14 protein-coding genes are annotated in these 17635 nt (G+C 70.3%); 8 read left to right on the top strand and 6 right to left on the bottom strand.

The features are described from left to right. Window positions 1-33: 33 nt before the first annotated feature. The 3 genes from recC to recD are packed head-to-tail and all read left to right on the top strand — an operon-like array spanning window position 34 to window position 8443. Complete coding sequence (gene recC / locus OG984_RS22795; protein ID WP_328528465.1) at window positions 34-3399, top strand: exodeoxyribonuclease V subunit gamma; 3366 nt, start codon at window positions 34-36, stop codon at window positions 3397-3399. Window positions 3400-3401: 2 nt separating this feature from the next. Next, window positions 3402-6692, top strand: coding sequence for a UvrD-helicase domain-containing protein (locus tag OG984_RS22800; protein ID WP_328528466.1), 3291 nt, complete (start codon window positions 3402-3404; stop codon window positions 6690-6692). After that, window positions 6689-8443: an exodeoxyribonuclease V subunit alpha gene (gene recD, locus OG984_RS22805; protein ID WP_328528467.1), complete on the top strand. Its 1755-nt coding sequence runs from the start codon at window positions 6689-6691 to the stop codon at window positions 8441-8443. The genes OG984_RS22800 and recD overlap by 4 nt, the downstream gene beginning before the upstream one ends. Window positions 8444-8548: 105 nt before the next feature. On the opposite strand, the gene OG984_RS22810 is transcribed toward recD, so the two are convergent. From OG984_RS22810 to OG984_RS22825, 4 genes are read right to left on the bottom strand one after another with little or no spacing between them, the layout of a single operon-like run. After that, complete coding sequence (locus OG984_RS22810; RefSeq protein WP_328528468.1) at window positions 8549-9160, bottom strand: amino acid-binding protein; 612 nt, start codon at window positions 9158-9160, stop codon at window positions 8549-8551. A gap of 59 nt (window positions 9161-9219) precedes the next feature. Then, window positions 9220-9681 carry a nitroreductase family deazaflavin-dependent oxidoreductase gene (locus OG984_RS22815; RefSeq protein WP_328528469.1) on the bottom strand — a complete coding sequence of 154 codons (462 nt, stop codon included), beginning with the start codon at window positions 9679-9681 and terminating at the stop codon, window positions 9220-9222. A gap of 46 nt (window positions 9682-9727) precedes the next feature. Continuing rightward, window positions 9728-10063 carry a thioredoxin gene (trxA, locus tag OG984_RS22820; protein ID WP_328528470.1) on the bottom strand — a complete coding sequence of 112 codons (336 nt, stop codon included), beginning with the start codon at window positions 10061-10063 and terminating at the stop codon, window positions 9728-9730. After that, entirely contained in the window at window positions 10060-10434 is a 375-nt protein-coding gene (locus OG984_RS22825; RefSeq protein WP_328528471.1) for a MerR family transcriptional regulator, read from the bottom strand. The genes trxA and OG984_RS22825 overlap by 4 nt, the downstream gene beginning before the upstream one ends. A 72-nt stretch (window positions 10435-10506) precedes the next feature. Between OG984_RS22825 and OG984_RS22830 the strand changes: the two genes are divergently transcribed. The 3 genes from OG984_RS22830 (at window position 10507) to OG984_RS22840 (ending at window position 13336) form a co-directional block, all read left to right on the top strand. Then, on the top strand, window positions 10507-11454 hold the full coding sequence (locus tag OG984_RS22830) for a 1,4-dihydroxy-2-naphthoyl-CoA synthase (RefSeq protein WP_328528472.1): 948 nt from the start codon (window positions 10507-10509) through the stop codon (window positions 11452-11454). A gap of 200 nt (window positions 11455-11654) precedes the next feature. Continuing rightward, window positions 11655-12791 carry a helix-turn-helix domain-containing protein gene (locus OG984_RS22835; protein WP_328528473.1) on the top strand — a complete coding sequence of 379 codons (1137 nt, stop codon included), beginning with the start codon at window positions 11655-11657 and terminating at the stop codon, window positions 12789-12791. Window positions 12792-12898: 107 nt separating this feature from the next. Further along, entirely contained in the window at window positions 12899-13336 is a 438-nt protein-coding gene (locus OG984_RS22840) for a nucleotide-binding protein (RefSeq protein ID WP_328528474.1), read from the top strand. Window positions 13337-13682: 346 nt separating this feature from the next. Here OG984_RS22840 and OG984_RS22845 read toward each other — a convergent pair whose 3' ends face one another. Continuing rightward, entirely contained in the window at window positions 13683-14408 is a 726-nt protein-coding gene (locus OG984_RS22845; RefSeq protein ID WP_328528475.1) for a PaaX domain-containing protein, C- domain protein, read from the bottom strand. 91 nt (window positions 14409-14499) lie between these two features. Between OG984_RS22845 and OG984_RS22850 the strand changes: the two genes are divergently transcribed. Next, the gene (locus tag OG984_RS22850; RefSeq protein ID WP_328528476.1) at window positions 14500-16125 is read left to right on the top strand and encodes an acyl-CoA dehydrogenase family protein; all 1626 of its coding nucleotides are present in this window, start codon (window positions 14500-14502) and stop codon (window positions 16123-16125) included. Next, complete coding sequence (locus tag OG984_RS22855) at window positions 16122-16889, top strand: crotonase/enoyl-CoA hydratase family protein (protein ID WP_328528477.1); 768 nt, start codon at window positions 16122-16124, stop codon at window positions 16887-16889. The genes OG984_RS22850 and OG984_RS22855 overlap by 4 nt, the downstream gene beginning before the upstream one ends. Here OG984_RS22855 and OG984_RS22860 read toward each other — a convergent pair. Next, the gene (locus OG984_RS22860) at window positions 16865-17527 is read right to left on the bottom strand and encodes a TetR/AcrR family transcriptional regulator (RefSeq protein WP_328528478.1); all 663 of its coding nucleotides are present in this window, start codon (window positions 17525-17527) and stop codon (window positions 16865-16867) included. The two genes, OG984_RS22855 and OG984_RS22860, sit on opposite strands and share 25 nt — an antisense overlap. Between the last annotated feature and the right edge of the window lie 108 nt (window positions 17528-17635).

Below are 17635 nucleotides of genomic sequence, written 5' to 3' on the forward strand. Positions count from 1 at the left end.
GTCCTGTCGGTACCTCCCGATAGGTTGCGGTCTGTGGTCGTACATCTGCACCGCGCGCCGCGGACCGATCTGCTCGCCGACTCGCTCGGCGAGCTGCTTGCGGTGCCGCTGGGGGACCCGTTCGCGACCGAGGTCGTGGTGGTGCCGGCGCGGGGGGTGGAGCGGTGGTTGTCGCAGCGGCTGGCGCATCGGCTGGGGGCAGCTGACGGAAGGTCCGACGGGATCTGCGCGGGGGTCGACTTCAGGACGCCTTGGTCGCTGTTCGCCGAGATCGCGGGGACGGGGGACGAGGATCCCTGGGCGCCGGAGTCGCTGACCTGGCCGGTGCTGGCGGCGATCGATGCGTCGCTGGACGAGGCGTGGGCGAGGCCGCTCGCGCAGCATCTGGGCCACGGGGACACGACGGAGGAAGGCGTACGTCGGCGGGGGCGGCGGTTGGCGCTGGCCCGAAGGCTGGCGCGGTTGTTCGCTGCGTACGCGGACCAGCGGCCGGCGGTGGTGGCCGACTGGAGTGCGGGGCGGGACACGGACGGGCTCGGCGCGGAGATCGCCGAGGACCTCGCGTGGCAGCCGCCGTTGTGGCGAGCCGTTGCCGGGCTGGTCGGCGGACCGACGCCGGTGGAGCGGCAGGCCGCGACGGTTGCGAAGCTGAAGGAGGCGCCGGGGGAGTTCGAGCTGCCGGAGCGGGTCTCCTTGTTCGGGCACACGAGGCTGTCGGCGACCGACGTCGAGCTCGTCGCGGCGCTGGGGGAGCACCGCGAGGTGCACCTGTGGTTGCCGCATCCCTCGGAGGCCCTGTGGGAGGCGCTCGCCGGGCTGGATGGGACGGTGGCCCGGACCGCCGACAGGTCGCACGACGCGGTCGGGCATCCGCTGCTGGCGACACAGGGTCGGGATACGCGGGAGCTGCAGCGCTCCTTGAACGGGTTCGCCGGAGAGGCGATCACCGACGGTGTGTTCGACACCGACGGCCGGCTGCTCGGGTGGCTGCAGGCGGACATCCGTGGCAACACTGTCGGGGAAGCGGCCGCCCGGGTGCTCGCACCGGAGGACCGCTCGATCCAGGTGCACGCCTGCCACGGCGAGGCGCGGCAGGTGGAGGTGCTCCGCGAGGTGCTGCTGGGGCTGCTCGAGGACGACCCGACGCTGGAGCCGCGGGACGTGCTGGTGATGTGCCCCGACATCGAGACCTTCGCGCCGCTGATCGAGGCCGGGTTCGGGCTCGGCGAGATGATCGGCGAGACCGGACACCCCGCTCACCGGCTGCGGGTGAAGCTGGCGGACCGGTCGCTGACGCGTACGAACCCGCTCCTGGACGTGGCCACCAGGCTGCTCGACCTGGCCGGCGGCCGGGCAGGGGTGAGCGACGTACTCGATCTCGCTCATCTCGATGCGGTGCGGCGCCGGTTCGGGCTCAACGACGATGCGCTGGAGCAGATCGAGGACTGGGCCAAGGACGCCGGGATCAGGTGGGGCTTCGACGCGGAGCACCGTGAGCCCTTCGGGCTGGAGACGTACGTCGCCAACACCTGGCGATTCGGGATGGACCGGATCCTCACCGGAGTGGCGATGTCCGAGGACTCGGCGACCTGGCTCGACACGACACTGCCGCTCGACGACGTGGGCAGTGGCTCGGTCGAGCTGGCGGGGCGGTTCGCCGAGCTCGTCGACCGCCTCGAGCAGGTGACCGACGAGCTGGCCGGGGTGCATCCGCTGGAGCACTGGCTGAAGGTGATCGAGGAGGGTGTCGCCGCGCTGACGTCGGTCTCGGCCAACGACGAGTGGCAGTCGGGCCAGGTGTCGCGCGAGCTCTCCCGGGTCCGGGACGCCGCCAGAGGCCATGAGGTCGATGAGCTGCGGCTGCCCGATGTCCGGGCGCTGCTGGGGGCGCGGCTGGCCGGGCGGGCGACGCGCGCCAACTTCCGCACCGGGACGCTGACGGTGTCCACGCTGGTGCCGATGCGGTCGGTGCCGCACCGGGTGGTCTGCCTGCTCGGCATGGACGACGGGGTGTTCCCGAGGGTCGGGATCACCGACGGCGACGACCTGCTCGCCCGCGATCCCCAGACCGGCGAGCGCGACCTGCGCAGCGAGGACCGGCAGCTGTTCCTCGACGCGCTGCTGGCGGCGACCGAGACGCTGGTGGTGACCTACACGGGGGCGAACGAATACTCGGGCCAGCCGCGGCCGCCCGCGGTGCCGCTCGGGGAGCTGCTCGACGCGCTGGACGCGACCGCGGTCTCCGCCGACGGGCGCCCGGTGAAGGAGGTCGTGACGACCCGGCATCCGCTGCAGCCGTTCGACCCGCGCAACCTGACGCCAGGTGCGCTGGTGGCGGGACACTCCTTCTCCTTCGACAGATCTGCCGAGGCCGGCGCTCTCGCCGCGGTGTCGGACCGTGTCGAGCCGCCGGAGCTCCTGCCCGCCCCACTGACGCCGGCCACGACAGGCGACGTGACGCTCGAGGAGCTGCTGGCCTTCTACCGTGCGCCCGTGCGCGCGTTCTTCCGGGACCGGCTCGAGCTGGCGCTGCCCCGCGACGACGACCCGCTCTCCGAGGCGCTCCCGGTCGAGCTCGACGGGCTGGGGCAGTGGTCGGTGGGCGACCGGCTGCTGCACGATCTGCTCGCCGGGATGTCGGAGGAGCAGGCGACGCAGCAGGAGTGGCGACGCGGCGTACTTCCGCCGAAATGGCTCGGCTGGCGCATCCTCACCGACGTGATCACCAAGGCGAAGCCGATCGCCGCCGAGGCGTTGCGGGTGCGCCACGCGGGCATCTCCACCGGCCAGGCACGCGCCGTCGACGTCGAGGTCGACCTCGGCGACGGACGCCGCCTGACCGGCACCGTGCCCCAGGTCTACGGTGATCGGCTGGCGCCGGTGACCTACTCCCGCCTGGGCGCGAAGCAGCGGATCGAGTCGTGGGTGCAGCTGGTCGCGCTGGCCGCCTCCGACGAGGACCGGGCCTGGAGCGCCTGGACGCTGGGCCGCCCGGGCAACTCCAGGTCGCGTACGCCGTTCGGACTCTCCCAGCTCGGCCCGCTCGACCACACCGCGATCGACGTGCTGCGTGACCTGGTGCGGTTGCGCGACAAGGGGCTCTCCGCGCCGCTTCCGTTGCCGCTGAAGACGTCGCTCGCCTACGCCCGCCAGCGGCGCACCCAGGCCGGCATCGATGATGCGCTCTACAAGGCCGGCTGGGAGTGGAACGACGGACGGTACGAGGGCGAGGAGTCCGACGTGGAGCAGGTGCGGGCCTGGGGTGCGAAGTCCGGGATCCCGGGTCTCGGCGACCCACCCGAGCCCGGCGAGGAGTTCGACGGCGAGACCTCCCGCTTCGGCGCGCTCGCGATGCGGGTCTGGTCACCGTTGCTTCAGGCCGAGCAGGGGAGCTGGTGACCATGGACGGATTCGATCTGACCGGCCCGCTCCCGACCGGCACGACGCTGATCGAGGCCTCGGCCGGCACCGGGAAGACTTTCACCATCGGCGCCCTGGTCACCCGCTACGTCGTCGAAGGGGAGGCGACGCTCGACGAGATCCTCGCGATCACGTTCGGCCGCGCTGCCTCGCAGGAGCTGCGCGACCGGGTGCGCTCCCACCTGGTCGAGGCCGAGCGCGCGTTTGCGGCCGCGGTCGCCGGGCAGCGTCCGAGCCCGCTCGACGCCCACCTCGAGCTGCTGCTGGACGTGCCCGAGGAGGAGGTCCGCGTACGCCACGAGCGCGTGCGCGACGCGCTCGCCTCCTTCGACGGGGCCACGATCGCGACCACCCACCAGTTCTGCCAGCTGGTGCTGCGATCGCTCGGCGTGGCCGGTGACACCGACGCCGGCGCCGAGCTGGTCGAGTCGCTCGACGAGCTGGTCGTCGAGGTCGTCGACGACCTCTATCTGAAGTGGTTCGGCGAGGCCCGGGAGCGCCCGCCGTTCGACCGCGACGACGCGCTCGGACTGGCACGCACCGCGGTCGAGGACCCACAGTCGCGGATCGCTCCGGCGCCGGAAGAGGACCCGGTGGCCGGTGCGCGGGTGCGGTTCGCGGAGGCGGTGCGGGACGAGGTCGACCGGCGCAAGCAGATGCGCGGCGTCCTCTCCTACGACGACCTGCTCTCCCGGCTCGCGGTCGCCCTGGAGGATCCTTCCGCGCCCGCACGGGCACGGATGCGGCAGCGCTGGCGGATCGTGCTCGTCGACGAGTTCCAGGACACCGACCCGGTCCAGTGGCAGGTGCTTTCTCGGGCCTTCGAGGGTCACGCGACATTGGTCCTGATCGGCGACCCGAAGCAGGCGATCTACGCCTTCCGCGGCGGTGACGTCTTCACCTATCTGACCGCCGCCCGGACGGCCGAGACGCAGGCGACGCTCGACACCAACTGGCGCAGCGACGCACCGCTGGTCGAGCGGCTCCAGGTGGTCCTGCGCGGAGCGGCGCTCGGCTCTCCCGACATCGTCGTCCACGACGTGAAGGCACATCACGACGGTTCCCGGCTGATGAACGCACCGAATCCCTCGCCGTTCCGCATCCGCCGGGTCGGCCGCAACGGCTTCAAGCTCACTCGCGGCAAGATGATCACCGCCGGTGACGCCCGCAACCACATCGCCCGGGATCTCGCCGGCGACATCGCCGCGCTGCTCGGCTCGGACGCCACCTGGTGCGACCGGCCGGTCCAGGCCGGGGACATCGCGGTCATCGTCGCGATCCGTTCCCACGGGCTCCTGGTCCAGCGTGTCCTGCAGGAGCACGGCATCCCGGCGGTGATGGCCGGCGGCGGTGACGTCTTCCTGACTCCCGCCGGTGAGGACTGGCACGCGCTGCTGCAGGCGCTCGACTCGCCCCACCGGGCGCCGCTGGTGCGGGCGGCCGGGCTGAGCGTGTTCTTCGGCTACACCGCGACCGAGCTCGACGCGGGCGGCGAGGCGCTGACCTCCCGCATCGCCGACACCCTGCGCGGCTGGGCGCTGCTGCTGCGCGGCCGAGGGGTCGCCGCCCTGATCGAGGCGGCGGAGGAGCGCGGCCTCACCGCGCGCGTGCTGCAGCGCACCGACGGGGAGCGGCTGCTCACCGACGTACGTCATCTGGGCCAGCTGCTCCACGACATCTCCGTGCGCGACTCGCTCGGGCTGCCGGCGCTGCTGACCTGGTTCCGCGACGAGCGGCGGCGCTCGGCGGCCACCGAGCGGCCGCGGCGGCTCGACTCGGACGCCGCGGCGGTGCAGATCGTGACGGTGCACGGCTCGAAGGGACTGCAGTACCCGATCGTCTACTTGCCCTTCGCCTACGACTTCTTCGTGCGCGACCCCGAGGTCGCCCGCTTCCACGACACCGACGGGCAGCGGACGATCGACGTCACCCGGACCGGTGCCCAGTGGGCGCAGCACCTGGCCCGACACCAGGACGAGGAGCTGGGGGAGGAGCTTCGAGACCTGTACGTCGCACTGACCCGCGCCCAGTCGCAGGTCGTCGCCTGGTGGGCGCCGACGGCCAACACCGCCACCGGCGGACTCCACCGGCTGCTGTTCGGGCGGCAGCCCGGGGTCACCGCGGTGCCGCCGTCGCAGGAGGTCTTCGACGACGCCTACGCCGAGCGGGTGCTCGGACTCATCGAGAAGATGGGCGGGCCGACCGCCGAGCCGTCGGTCGTGGCGACGGCCGTCGCGTCCGTGAGGCCGGAGACGACCGGCGTCCTCGCCGCGCGGGCGTTCACACGGGAGGTGGACGCGGAGTGGCGGCGTACGTCCTACTCCGGACTGATCCGGGTCGACGAGGTCGTCACGCCGACCTCGGAGCCGGAGGTCGAGGGCACTGACGACGAGCCGATCGCCGAGGACGTCGATCTCTCGCCATCGCTGGTCGAGCTTGACGAGACCCCGGAGGAGCACCTCTCGCCGATGGCGGAGCTGCCCAAGGGGGCCGGGTTCGGCTCGCTGGTCCACGCGGTCCTGGAGCACACCGACCCCGAGGCCCCTGACCTGGCCGAGGAGTTGCTGACGAAGACTCGCGAGCAGCTGCGCTGGTGGCCGGTCCCGGCATCGGCCGAGGACCTCGCGATCGCGATGCTGCCGCTCAACCTGACTCCGCTCGGCCCACTGGCCGACGGGCTGACGCTGGCCCGGATCCCGCTGCGCGACCGGCTGCGCGAGCTCGACTTCGAGATCCCGCTCGCCGGCGGCGATTCGCGTGGACCCGGGGCACCGGACGTACGGCTGAGCGATCTCGCCCCGTTGCTGCGGGCCCATCTCCCGGCGGACGACCCGATGGTGACGTACGCCGACCGGCTGGAGGCTCCGCCCCTGGGCGAGCAGTCGCTGCGGGGCTATCTGACCGGTTCGGTCGACGTGGTGCTGCGGCTGCCGAGCGGCCGGTTCGTCGTGGTCGACTACAAGACCAACTTCCTGGGCGTGGAGGCGATGGACTACACCCAGCCGAAGCTCGCCGAGGCGATGCTGCACTCCCACTACCCGCTGCAGGCGCTGCTCTACTCCGCGGTGGTCCACCGCTTCCTGCGCTGGCGCCTGCCCGGCTACGACCCCGAGAAGCATCTCGGCGGCGTGCTCTATCTCTATGTCCGCGGGATGCTCGGCCCGGACACACCCGTCGTCGACGGCATCCCGACCGGCGTCTTCACCTGGCAGCCGCCCGCCTCCCTGGCTGTTGCGCTGTCCGACCTGCTGGATGGAGGCACGGCCGCATGATCGAGCGCTGGGAGTCCGACGACCCCTTCGACGCACGCCTGGCCCGGTCCGCGACCGGTCTGCTGGAGTCGTTCAACAAGGAAGGCGTGCTGACCGCCGCCGACGTACACGTCGCGACCCGCGCCGCCGCCCTCGCCGGCGAGGAGCGTGACGAGGTGCGGCTGGCGGTCGCGCTGGCGGTCCGCGCGGTCCGGCACGGGTCGGTGTGCGTCGACCTGGCCGCGCTGCGGGACACCGAGGAGACGCTGCCCTGGCCGGCTGTCGATGGTTGGCTGGAGGCGGTCGCCGGCAGCCCGCTCGCCGCGCAGTCCCTGGTGCAGGTCGAGGACGGCCTGCTCTACCTCGACCGCTATCACCGCGAGGAAGGACAGGTACGCGACGACCTGCTCGCCCGCTTGGCCTCGCCCCGCCCGGTGGCCGATGAGGCGCTGCTGGAGGCGAGCGCTGGCCGGCTCTTCCCGGGGGAAGGCTACGCCGAGCAGCGCGCCGCCGCTCTGGCCGCCGCCCGGCAGTCGACGACGGTGCTCACCGGCGGCCCCGGCACCGGCAAGACCACGACTGTGGCCGGGCTGCTGGCGTTGCTCACCGAGCAGTCCCCGACGCCCTTGCGGGTCGCGCTGACCGCGCCGACCGGCAAGGCGGCCGCGCGGTTGCAGGAGGCTGTCGAGAGCGCTCAGCTGGCGCCGCAGTTCACCGCGGCCGACCGCACCCGCCTCTCCGGTCTGACCGCGTCGACCCTCCACCGGCTGCTCGGCTGGCGACCCGGCTCCTCGACCCGCTTCAAGCACCACCGCACCAACCGACTGCCGCACGACGTGATCGTCGTCGACGAGACGAGCATGGTGTCGCTGACGATGATGGCCCGCCTGCTCGAGGCGGTGCGTCCGGAGGCGCGGCTGATCCTCGTGGGCGACCCCGACCAGCTCGCCAGCGTCGAGGCCGGCGCGGTGCTCTCCGACCTCGTCGCCGGCCTCGCCGTGCGCTCGCCCGATGCCGTCGCGGCGCTGCGTACCACCCATCGTTTCGGCGGCGCGATCGGTGCCCTTGCCGCGGCGCTGCGGGACGGCGACGCCGACGCGGCCCTCGCCGTGCTGAAGTCGGGCGATCCCGCGGTCGAGCTCGTCGACCCCGCCGACGAGGCCCGCGTGGCCGCGGTCGAGGGCGACCTGGTCACGCACGCCGTCGCCCTTCACGAGGCCGCGCTCGCGGGCGATGCGGGGAGCTGCGTACGGATGCTCGACGAGTCGCGTCTCCTCTGCGCCCACCGCGACGGCCCCTGGGGCGTCTCCCACTGGAACCGGCAGCTCGAGCGTGGCCTCGCCGAGACCACCGGTGAGCCGCTCGGCATCGGCTGGGGCCACGAGTGGTACCCGGGCCGCCCGGTCCTCGTCACCGCCAACGACTACGGCCTCGGTCTCTTCAACGGCGACACCGGCGTCACCTACCAGGATGCCGCCGGAGACCTCCGCGTCGCGATCGCGGGCGGTGCGACCTACGCGCCATCGAGACTCGGCGACATCGAGACCCTGCACGCGATGACCGTCCACAAGTCCCAGGGCAGCCAGGCCAGGTCCGTCACCGTCCTGCTCCCGCCCGACGACTCGCCCCTGCTCACCCGTGAGCTCTTCTACACCGCGGTCACCCGGGCCCAGGAGCGGGTACGCATCGTCGGCACCCCCGACGCCGTCACCGCCGCGATCACCCACCGCGCCCAGCGCGCCTCCGGCCTCCGCCAGCGGCTCGGCCACTGACCACCCCGCGCCGAGGCGTCACGCGCGTCGGCCGAGTTGGCACCGGCGCGCCAACTCGACCGACCGGCGTGACGTCTCGGCCTGCAGGAGTGACGCCTCGGCGCGTCAGGACCGGGCGATGGAGGTGGCGAGGGAGGCGAGGTGGCCGAGGCGGGCGAGCTCGGAGTCGAGGAAGTCGGGGCCGCCACGGCGGCCGATGATGACGATCTCGTTGCCGTCGATGCGGGCGCCGGCGAACATGTTCTCGTCTTCGCCCTCGACCTCGATCCGCTCGGGCCGGTCGAGCTCGATGAAGGGGACGTTCTCGGGCGCTCCGTCGGTGGAGCGGGCGATGCCCTTGACGCGGTGGACGCGGAGGGCCCAGTCGGCACGGAAGGTCAGGGGCAGGACGTCCACGAGCCGGTCGAGGGCCTCATGAGCGTTCTCGGTGAGGTCCTCGACCGCCTCGAGGTCGAGGAAGAGGTTGCCACCGGCGGCGTAACGGGAGATCCAGACGACCTGCACGCCGTCGAGCTCGTTGCACGCCGAGACGATGGAGTCCGGCATCGTGCCCGGAGAGGTCTCGAGAAGCACGTCGTCGACGGCGAGTCCCTCGGCCTTGTTCTTCTCGACGATCTCGATCGCCTCGATGTCGCCGCCGGCTTCACCGATGGCAGAGGCAAGGCGACCGAGTGAACCCGGGACATCAGGCAGCTCGACGCGTAGCAGGAACGGCATGGCCATAGACCCTAGCGCCGCGAACCGACAGCCGTGGCACTGTCCCGGTTACACACCGGTCAATTGGTGACCTGTTCGCCGGCAGGCTCCAGCAGGAAGAGCGGGAAGACCCGGGACGTGTTGGGCTGGTATTCGCCGTACGTCGGCCAGGTCTTCACGGCGTAGTCCCACCACTCGTCGCGCTCGGCCCCGGAGAGCTCGCGGGCGACGTACGCCTTCTTGCTGCCGCCGTCCTGGAGCACCATGTCGGGGTACTTGCGGAAGTTGGCCACCCACGCCGGGTTCTTGTCGCTGCCGCCCATCGAGGCGACGGCAAGGTACTTCCCGTCGCGCTCGACCCGCATCAGCGGCGTCTTGCGGATCGCGCCGGTCTTGGCGCCGCGGTTGGTGATCAGGATGATCGGCTTGCCGTCGCGCTCGAGGACGTTGGCCTCGGCGCCGTTGGAGGCCTCGAACGCGGCAACCTGCTCGCGCACCCAGTCGGCCGTGCTCGGGACGTATTCACCTTGCAGTTCGGTCATGCCCTCTACAACACCACGACACAGCACCTATTCCGAGAGGCCCGGATCAGGCGAGGGCCTTGTCGATCTCGCGGTCGAGATGCGACTTCGGCCGTGCGCCGACCATCTGGAGCACCGGCTTACCGCCCCGGAAGAGGAGCATCGTCGGCACCGCCATGACCCGATAGTCGGCGGAGGTGGCTGGGTTCTCGTCCTGGTTGAGCTTCGCCACCCGCAGGCTCCCGACCCGCTCCGCGGCGATCTTCTCGAGGATCGGTGCGAGCTGACGGCACGGCGGGCACCACTCGGCCCAGATCTCCACGAGCACGGGTGTCTCGGACATGAGTACGTCCTCGACGAACCGGGCATCGGTGATGTCCTCGATCACGGTGGTCTGACTCATCGCTTCTCTCCTTCTGGGTGATAGGTCTCGGCTTCGTGCAGCAGCCCGGCGAGCTCGCCGCGCAGGGCGGTCAGCTCGGCGACCCGCCGGTCGATCTCGGCGATGCGCTGCCGATACGCCTCGAGCGAGGCGGGACACACGTCAGCTCGGTCGTTTCCGGCGCGCAGACAGTCGACGAAGGGCAGCGTCTCCTCGGCGGTGAGGCCGAGCGACAGCAGTGCCCGGATCTCCCGCACGACCTGCACGTCCACATCGGCATAGTCCCGATACCCGTTGCCCGCCCGCCGTGGCGCGAGCAGTCCGCGCGACTCGTAGTAGCGCACGGCTTTCACCGTCACGCCGGCCCGATCCGCGAGCTCCTTGATCTGCACGCGTACGACGGTAGACCTTGCCCCTGGGGGCAAGGTCAAGCCCGCGACCATCCGGCCGGATAACCTCACCCCATGAGCGCAATCGAGGGAGTCTCCGACACGTTCGACCCGAGCCGCTGGGACGAGGTGAAGGGCTTCGAGGATCTGACCGACCTGACCTATCACCGGGCCAAGGAGCACGGCACCGTACGCATCGCCTTCGACCGCCCCGACGTGCTCAACGCCTTCCGGCCGCACACGGTCGACGAGCTCCTCCGCGTGCTCGAGCACGCCCGCACCTCCGCCGATGTCGGCTGCGTGCTCCTGACCGGCAACGGGCCCTCGGAGAAGAACGGCAAGTTCTCCTTCTGCACCGGCGGCGACCAGCGCATCCGCGGCAAGGCCGGCTACCAGTACGAAGAGACCGATGCGTACGCCGCCGGCCGGACCGGCGCAGAGGAACCCACCCCGATCGACAAGGCCAAGCTCGCCCGCCTGCACATCCTCGAGTGCCAGCGACTGATCCGCTTCATGCCGAAGGTCGTCATCTGCGTCGTCCCCGGCTGGACAGCGGGCGGCGGCCACTCCCTCCACGTCGTCTGCGACCTCACCCTGGCCTCGCGGGAGAACGCCCGCTTCAAGCAGACCGACGCCGACGTCGGCTCCTTCGACGGCGGCTACGGCTCGGCCTACCTCGCCCGCCAGGTCGGCCAGAAGTTCGCCCGCGAGATCTTCTTCCTCGCCGAGGAGTACTCCGCGGAGGACGGCGTCCGCATGGGCACCGTCAACCGCGCCGTCCCCCACGCCGAGCTCGAGAACGTCGCCCTCGAGTGGGGCCGCAAGATCAACGGCAAGTCGCCCACCGCCCAGCGGATGCTGAAGTACGCCTTCAACCTCCTCGACGACGGTCTGGTCGGCCAGCAGATGTTCGCCGGCGAGACCACCCGCCTGGCGTACATGACCGACGAGGCCCAGGAGGGTCGCGACCAGTTCCTGGAGAAGCGGGAGCCCGACTGGTCGCCCTACCCCTGGTACTACTGAGCCGCCGCGTTCTCGCAGGCCAGCCAGGGTGAGATTCAGGAGTCCGCGTCTGGTCCGCAAAGTCCACAAGAATCCGGTCTTGCTCGCGCCAGTCGTGACGGCAAGAGAATGTTGCGGCTGCGCCGTGGGTGGCCCGGTGGTGGTTGTCACCTTGTGGATTGAAAGTGCACGTCCACCGCAGGTGTGCGAAACTCGCACACATGGCGGAACTCGACGAAACGATCCTTGGCGCGCGCGTGCGTGAGGCTCGTGAGCGCGCAGGCTTGAAACAGGGTGAGTTGGCCAGCATGGTCAATCTCGACCGGACTGCTGTCAACAAGATCGAGGGCGGCGTTCGGAAGGTCACGGCACTCGAGTTGGCAGACATCGCTCGTGCGATCGGCGTTCGGATGGCGACGTTCTTGGCGGAGCCGACCCCGGCTCTTGTATCGCATCGTTCGGCAAGCGGGCTGGAGGTCGTTGATTCCAACATAGATCGCCTGATCGCGGACCTTGCCGCAGATGTAGAGCTGATTCAGACGCTCGCTCCCACCGAGTTGGGCCTCGACGATCTTGACCAGCGGACCGCGGAGTTGCCGTTGTCTCGACCGTCGAGCATGGCTGCGGCCGAAACCTTGGCGTCCCGGGCGAGGAGATTGCTCGGTGTCGAAGGGGACGGTCCTCTTCGAGATCTGGTGGGATTAGTGTCTGCGGTCGGTCTTCTGTCGTTTGCCGCCGATCTAGGTCCAGACACTGCAGACGCCGGCACCATCCTCCTTCGTAAGGGGGGGGTCAGTCTCATCAACAGTTACAACAAGGTCGGGCGGCGCCGTTTGGCACTCGCGCACGAATTTGGCCACTACTTGATTGCGGACGACTACACGATCGACTGGCGAGTTGCGGACCAACAAGGCGGGGATATCGAGGCGCGACTGGATCGATTCGCTCGGGCTCTGCTGCTGCCAGAAGGAGGGGTTCGCGAGGCCTGGAACCGAGTGTTTGCGAAGTATGACCTTCGAGAGGTCGCCGTCCAGATGGGCAGCGAGTACCGCGTCGACATGGCGACCCTCGCGCGGAGGCTCCAAGAGTTGGGGATCATCGGGAGCGAGGAGGCGGCGACGGTCCGCTCGGTCACCACGACCCAAGCCGACATCGTAGACTTCGGCCTGCTCATCCCTTCAGATCTAGAGGGCCACAGTTTGGCCGTTCCGTACCAAAAAGCCGTACTGCGGGCTTTCAGGGACGAGCGAATCAGCCGCGAGCGTGCACTCGAACTTCTACGTGGAACCTTTGAAGACGAGGACCTTCCAAGTAGGCGGACCCGGAGAGAAGACGAGCTCTGGAACTTCGTGTCCTGATGGTCGATAAAGATGCGCTGGTCTTCGACACCGGTCCGCTTAGGCACTTCGCCGTTCAAGGTTGGCTGCGAGTATTGCACTTTTTGGCGGGGGACCGTGCGGTCGTCATGCCGGAGAGCGTCGAGCGTGAGCTCCGTCGGCAGTCACACGAGATTCCAGTGCTGAACGAAGTACTGGAGGCGGACTGGATTCGCGTCGACCGCAGCGCTGATATCGCGTTCCTGGCCAGTTTCTCCCGATATGAGACGCGCCTGGTGGTGGGCGACGCCAACCTCGGCGAGTGCGGAGTCTTGGCGCTTGGGGCAGTACGAGGCTTTGAGGTCGTTTTGGATGACGGTGTCGCGAGAACGCTCGCGGAGGAGGATGACCTTCGGGTTACGTCAACTCTGGCGCTCCTCTGTCAAGCCATTAGGGACGGGCAGCTCACGGTGCCTATGGTCGAGAAGCTGGCTGATGACCTCATCATGGGTGACTACTACCTGCCGTTCGGGCCAGGCGGGTTCCGTGCCTGGGCATTAGAGCAGGGCATGATCGAGTACGAGTGACGCTATAGTCGCCGCCCGGGCAGTTCAGTCGATCAAGAGTGCGGCAAGTGCGGTAGTGCCTGAGCGCCTGACGTCAGGTCTCCGGTCGCCGCCCGTTTCTGATCCTCCGCTGTCGGCCACAGATAGCTGTAGGTGTTCAGTGTCGTCGCCGACGGGGGCCCCAGCGTTCGCTGCACAGTCAAAGCCTCGCAGCCTGCGGCGGACAGCCTGATCGTGGTCACCTGAGCAGTCGGCTCCGCGTCCACGTTCCCGCAGATTTGACGAGAGGGCCTGCGAACTCCAGCGATGGCAAGCAAGAGCCGGCCACCGGACGGAGGCGACTCCCAGTACGGGTGATCCGGTCCGCTCAGCAGGGCAGCGCGGCGAGCTCGCTCAGCTCACGTTGATAGGCGCTGTAGGTCTCGCGTAGGGCTGCCGCCGGCCAGTCCGCTGGGCGGAGCTCGACGGGGAGGAGCGGGTCTTCGCTGAGGTGGCGGACGATCGCGGCGGCCGCGGCGAGACGCTGCGTGGGCTGGGGTGTGGATGACAGGAGTTCGAGCAGACGCTCGCCTTCGCGTGCCCAGCCGCCGAGATCCCACAGGGAGGCGGCCAGGTCGATCGGATCCTGCTCCGGCGTCGCCGTGAAGCCACGCAGCACCGGGTCGGAGAAGCGCGGGCGCCGGAGGTTGGCCGGCCGGGTCCAGACGCCTTCGCGCAGCTCGGCGAGGCGGTGTGCCTTCAGGGCATCGCGCAGGACCGCGCGCTCCGGGCCAGGGCGCCCGGACGCGACCACGACGGCCATCTCCCAGGAGCCGTCCCAGGGCTTGTCCGCCACGCGTACCGCCTCGTCCTGGTGCGCCTGTCGCTGGATGAGCCGCTCGCCGAGCCGGTAGCCGTCGTCGGTACGGCGCAGGTCGCCGTCGTTGACGGTGCGGGTGAGCGCGACGCGCACGGTCGCCGGGGCGATGCCGAGGAACTGGCCGGCGCGGGCGAGGTCGGCAGGGGTCAGCGGGGCGGGGTGGGCGCCGAGCATCAGGCTCAGCAGCGCAGAGCGAGCGGAGAGCGGAGCCAGTTCGTCGCGCGCGGTAGCCACCCCGGCATCTTCTCATGCAACATCTATGGACACGACTGTCTCGATTTATGTAACGTCATGAGCAGACGATCCTGCTGACACGAGGTGGCCCATGACCAGCACGCACGAGGTGTTCAACCAGGTCCCGCCCTTGGTGGGCCACAACACGGCCGCCGACCCGGTCCTTCGGGAAGGCGTCGAGCGTGAGGGCGCCGCGTGGGCGCTCCCGGAGCTCGACGAGCTCGGCCGTCTCGCAGGCAGCGCCGAGGCCCAGGAGTGGGGACGGCTCGCCGAGCGGGTGCCGCCGCGTCTGCACACGCACGACCGCTACGGGCACCGGGTCGACGAGGTCGAGTACGTCCCGGCGTACCACCAGCTCATGCAGACCGCGGTCGAGCACGGTCTGCACGCCGCGCCCTGGGCAGACGAGAGGCCCGGTGCCCATGTCGCCCGGGCCGCGAAGTTCTACACCTGGAACGTCGACGCCGGTCACGGCTGCCCGATCTCGATGACGTACGCCGTGGTGCCGGCGCTGCGGGCCAACCCGGACCTGGCGAAGCGGTTCGAGCCGCTGCTGACCAATCGGGAGTACGACTTCGGCCTGCGCGACCCCGAGACCAAGCGCGGTCTGATCGCCGGGATGTCGATGACCGAGAAGCAGGGCGGCTCCGACGTACGCGCGAACACGACGACCGCGACGCCGCAGACCGACGGGACGTACGTCCTGCGCGGGCACAAGTGGTTCACCAGCGCCCCGATGAGCGACCTCTTTCTCACCCTGGCCCAGACCGAGGCCGGCGTCTCCTGCTTCCTCGTGCCGCGCGTCCTGCCCGGCGGCGAGCGCAACGCGATGCGCTTCATGCGCCTCAAGGACAAGCTCGGCAACAGGTCGAACGCCTCCTCCGAGATCGAGTACGACGCGGCCACCGGCTGGCTCGTCGGCGAGGAGGGGCGCGGGGTGCGCACGATCGTCGAGATGGTCAACATGACCCGCCTCGACTGCGTGATCGGCTCCTCGGCGGGGATGCGCACCGCGCTCACCATGGCCGCGCACCATGCCAGCCACCGCTCGGCCTTCGGCAAGCTGCTGATCGACCAGCCGGCGATGCGCAACGTCCTGGCCGACCTGCAGGTCGAGTCCGAGGCGGCGACGACCGCGATGCTGCGGCTGGCGGGTGCCAACGACCGGGCCATCCGCGGCGACGAGGGCGAGGCCGCCCTGCGCCGGATCGCGCTGGCGGTCACGAAGTACTACGTCTGCAAGCGGGCGCCGTTCATGGTCAACGAGGCCCTGGAGTGCCTGGGCGGCAACGGCTACATCGAGGACTTCGACGTCGCGCGCATCTATCGCGAGATGCCGCTGCTCTCGATCTGGGAGGGGTCCGGCAACGTGGCGGCCCTCGATGCGCTGCGAGCGCTCGCGAAGGAGCCGCACACGCTGGATGCGTTCCTGGCGGAGGCCGAGCTGGCCGCCGGTGCTGACGCCCGCTACGACGCTGCGCTGGACCGGCTGAAGAAGGAGTTCACCTCCTTCGACGACCTCGAGCTCCGGGCGCGGCGGATCGTCGAGCAGCTGGCCCTGGTCTTCCAGGGCTCGCAGCTTCTCCGGCACGCACCGGCAGCCGTCGCCGACGCGTTCTGCTCCTCGCGTCTCGGCCGGGACTGGGGCGGCGCGTTCGGCACGCTGTCCCCGCGCGGCGACCTCGACGCCATCCTCGAGCGGGCGCTTCCGGCATGACCGTCGACGTCACCACGGACGGTCCGGTCACCACGATCGCGATCAACCGCCCCGACGTACGCAACGCCGTCGATCGAGCGACGGCCGAAGCCCTGGTCGCCGCGTTCGAGGAGTTCGCTGCCGACCCGGCTGCCGCCGTCGCGGTGCTGCACGGTGAGGGCGGCACCTTCTGCGCCGGCGCCGACCTGAAGGCGGTCGCGGGTGGGGACCCGAACCGGTTCGAGCCGGACGGGCACGGCCCGATGGGTCCGACCCGGATGCGCCTGGGCAAGCCCGTCATCGCCGCCGTCGCCGGTCATGCCGTCGCCGGCGGCCTGGAGCTGGCGATCTGGGCCGACCTGCGAGTCATGGAGGAGGACGCCGTCTTCGGCGTCTTCTGCCGGCGCTGGGGCGTCCCCCTGATCGACGGCGGCACCGTCCGGCTGCCGCGCCTGATCGGCACCAGCAACGCCATGGACATGATCCTGACCGGCCGTCCCGTCGGCGCCGACGAGGCGCTACGGATGGGGCTGGCCAACCGCGTCGTCCCGCCCGGCCAGGCCCTCGCGGCAGCTCAGGACCTGGCCCGCCAGCTCGCGGCGTTCCCGCAGACCTGCATGCGCCACGATCGGCTCTCCGTGCTGGAGCAGGAGGGGCTCAGCGAGCAGGACGCGCTGGCCGCGGAGTACCGCCACGGCGTCGTGTCGGTCACCACCGACACCGTCGCGGGTGCGACGCGCTTCGCCGACGGAGCCGGGCGTCACGGTTCGTTCGGCACCGACTGAGTGACGTACTGGCCCATCAGCACCTGGATCAGCCGGCGGCCGCCGGACATGGCGTGGGCGCGGTCGGAGCCGGCGAGTCCGAGGAGCGGGTCCAGGCCGCGTACGTGAGGGCCGAGGGCGATGTGGGGAAGCAGCATGATGATCGCGGCGACGAGCGCGTCGCGGTCGGTGTCTTCGCGGAGCGCGCCGATGGCGATGCCGAGATCGACCATGCCGCCGATGACCTCGAGGTAGTCGACGTAGACGGCCTCGCGGACGGCGGCGAGTGCTCCGGGGTTGTGCTCGAGGTTGGCCGAGACCAGCATCTGCCGGTGGCGTGGGTGGTCGTAGAAGTAGTCGATCCACGCATCCATGAGGAGGTTGACCGAGCCGAAGTAGTCGGTCATCCACGGGAAGTCGGCGCTCGCCGTCTCCATCGCCGCTCGGATGTCGTGGCTGGCCCGAGCGATCAGGTGGACGAAGAGGTCGGCCTTGTCGGGGAAGTACTGGAACAGGCTGCCCTTGGAGATCCCGGCCTCACGACAGATCGTGTTGAGGCTGGCTGCGTTGTAGCCCCGGACCCCGAACTCCTCCTCGGCCGCCCGGCGCACGGCATCGCGTTTGGCCTCCGGGAGGCGCTCCCAGGTCGGCGTAGGCACTGGCGCCACCCGCCCCCTCTCATGGCTGGACGCTCGCATCGTAGCGTGCTTCGCTCGGGTCCCTTGACCATGCTGCGAACGCGCCCCTAGTCTGTGACCGGTGGTCAT

Origin of the sequence: Nocardioides sp. NBC_00368 (assembly GCF_036090055.1) — a bacterium.
In the GTDB taxonomy this organism is placed as follows: domain Bacteria; phylum Actinomycetota; class Actinomycetes; order Propionibacteriales; family Nocardioidaceae; genus Nocardioides.

Excerpts from the sequence above, each read along its gene's own strand:
- OG984_RS22840 (WP_328528474.1), top strand. The coding sequence starts at position 12,899 with ATGCCGGAGAGCGTCGAGCGTGAGCTCCGTCGGCAGTCACACGAGATT.
- OG984_RS22835 (WP_328528473.1), top strand. The coding sequence starts at position 11,655 with ATGGCGGAACTCGACGAAACGATCCTTGGCGCGCGCGTGCGTGAGGCT.
- OG984_RS22815 (WP_328528469.1), bottom strand. The coding sequence starts at position 9,681 with ATGACCGAACTGCAAGGTGAATACGTCCCGAGCACGGCCGACTGGGTG.
- recD (WP_328528467.1), top strand. The coding sequence starts at position 6,689 with ATGATCGAGCGCTGGGAGTCCGACGACCCCTTCGACGCACGCCTGGCC.
- OG984_RS22855 (WP_328528477.1), top strand. The coding sequence starts at position 16,122 with ATGACCGTCGACGTCACCACGGACGGTCCGGTCACCACGATCGCGATC.
- OG984_RS22800 (WP_328528466.1), top strand. The coding sequence starts at position 3,402 with ATGGACGGATTCGATCTGACCGGCCCGCTCCCGACCGGCACGACGCTG.
- OG984_RS22830 (WP_328528472.1), top strand. The coding sequence starts at position 10,507 with ATGAGCGCAATCGAGGGAGTCTCCGACACGTTCGACCCGAGCCGCTGG.
- OG984_RS22850 (WP_328528476.1), top strand. The coding sequence starts at position 14,500 with ATGACCAGCACGCACGAGGTGTTCAACCAGGTCCCGCCCTTGGTGGGC.
- trxA (WP_328528470.1), bottom strand. The coding sequence starts at position 10,063 with ATGAGTCAGACCACCGTGATCGAGGACATCACCGATGCCCGGTTCGTC.
- OG984_RS22810 (WP_328528468.1), bottom strand. The coding sequence starts at position 9,160 with ATGCCGTTCCTGCTACGCGTCGAGCTGCCTGATGTCCCGGGTTCACTC.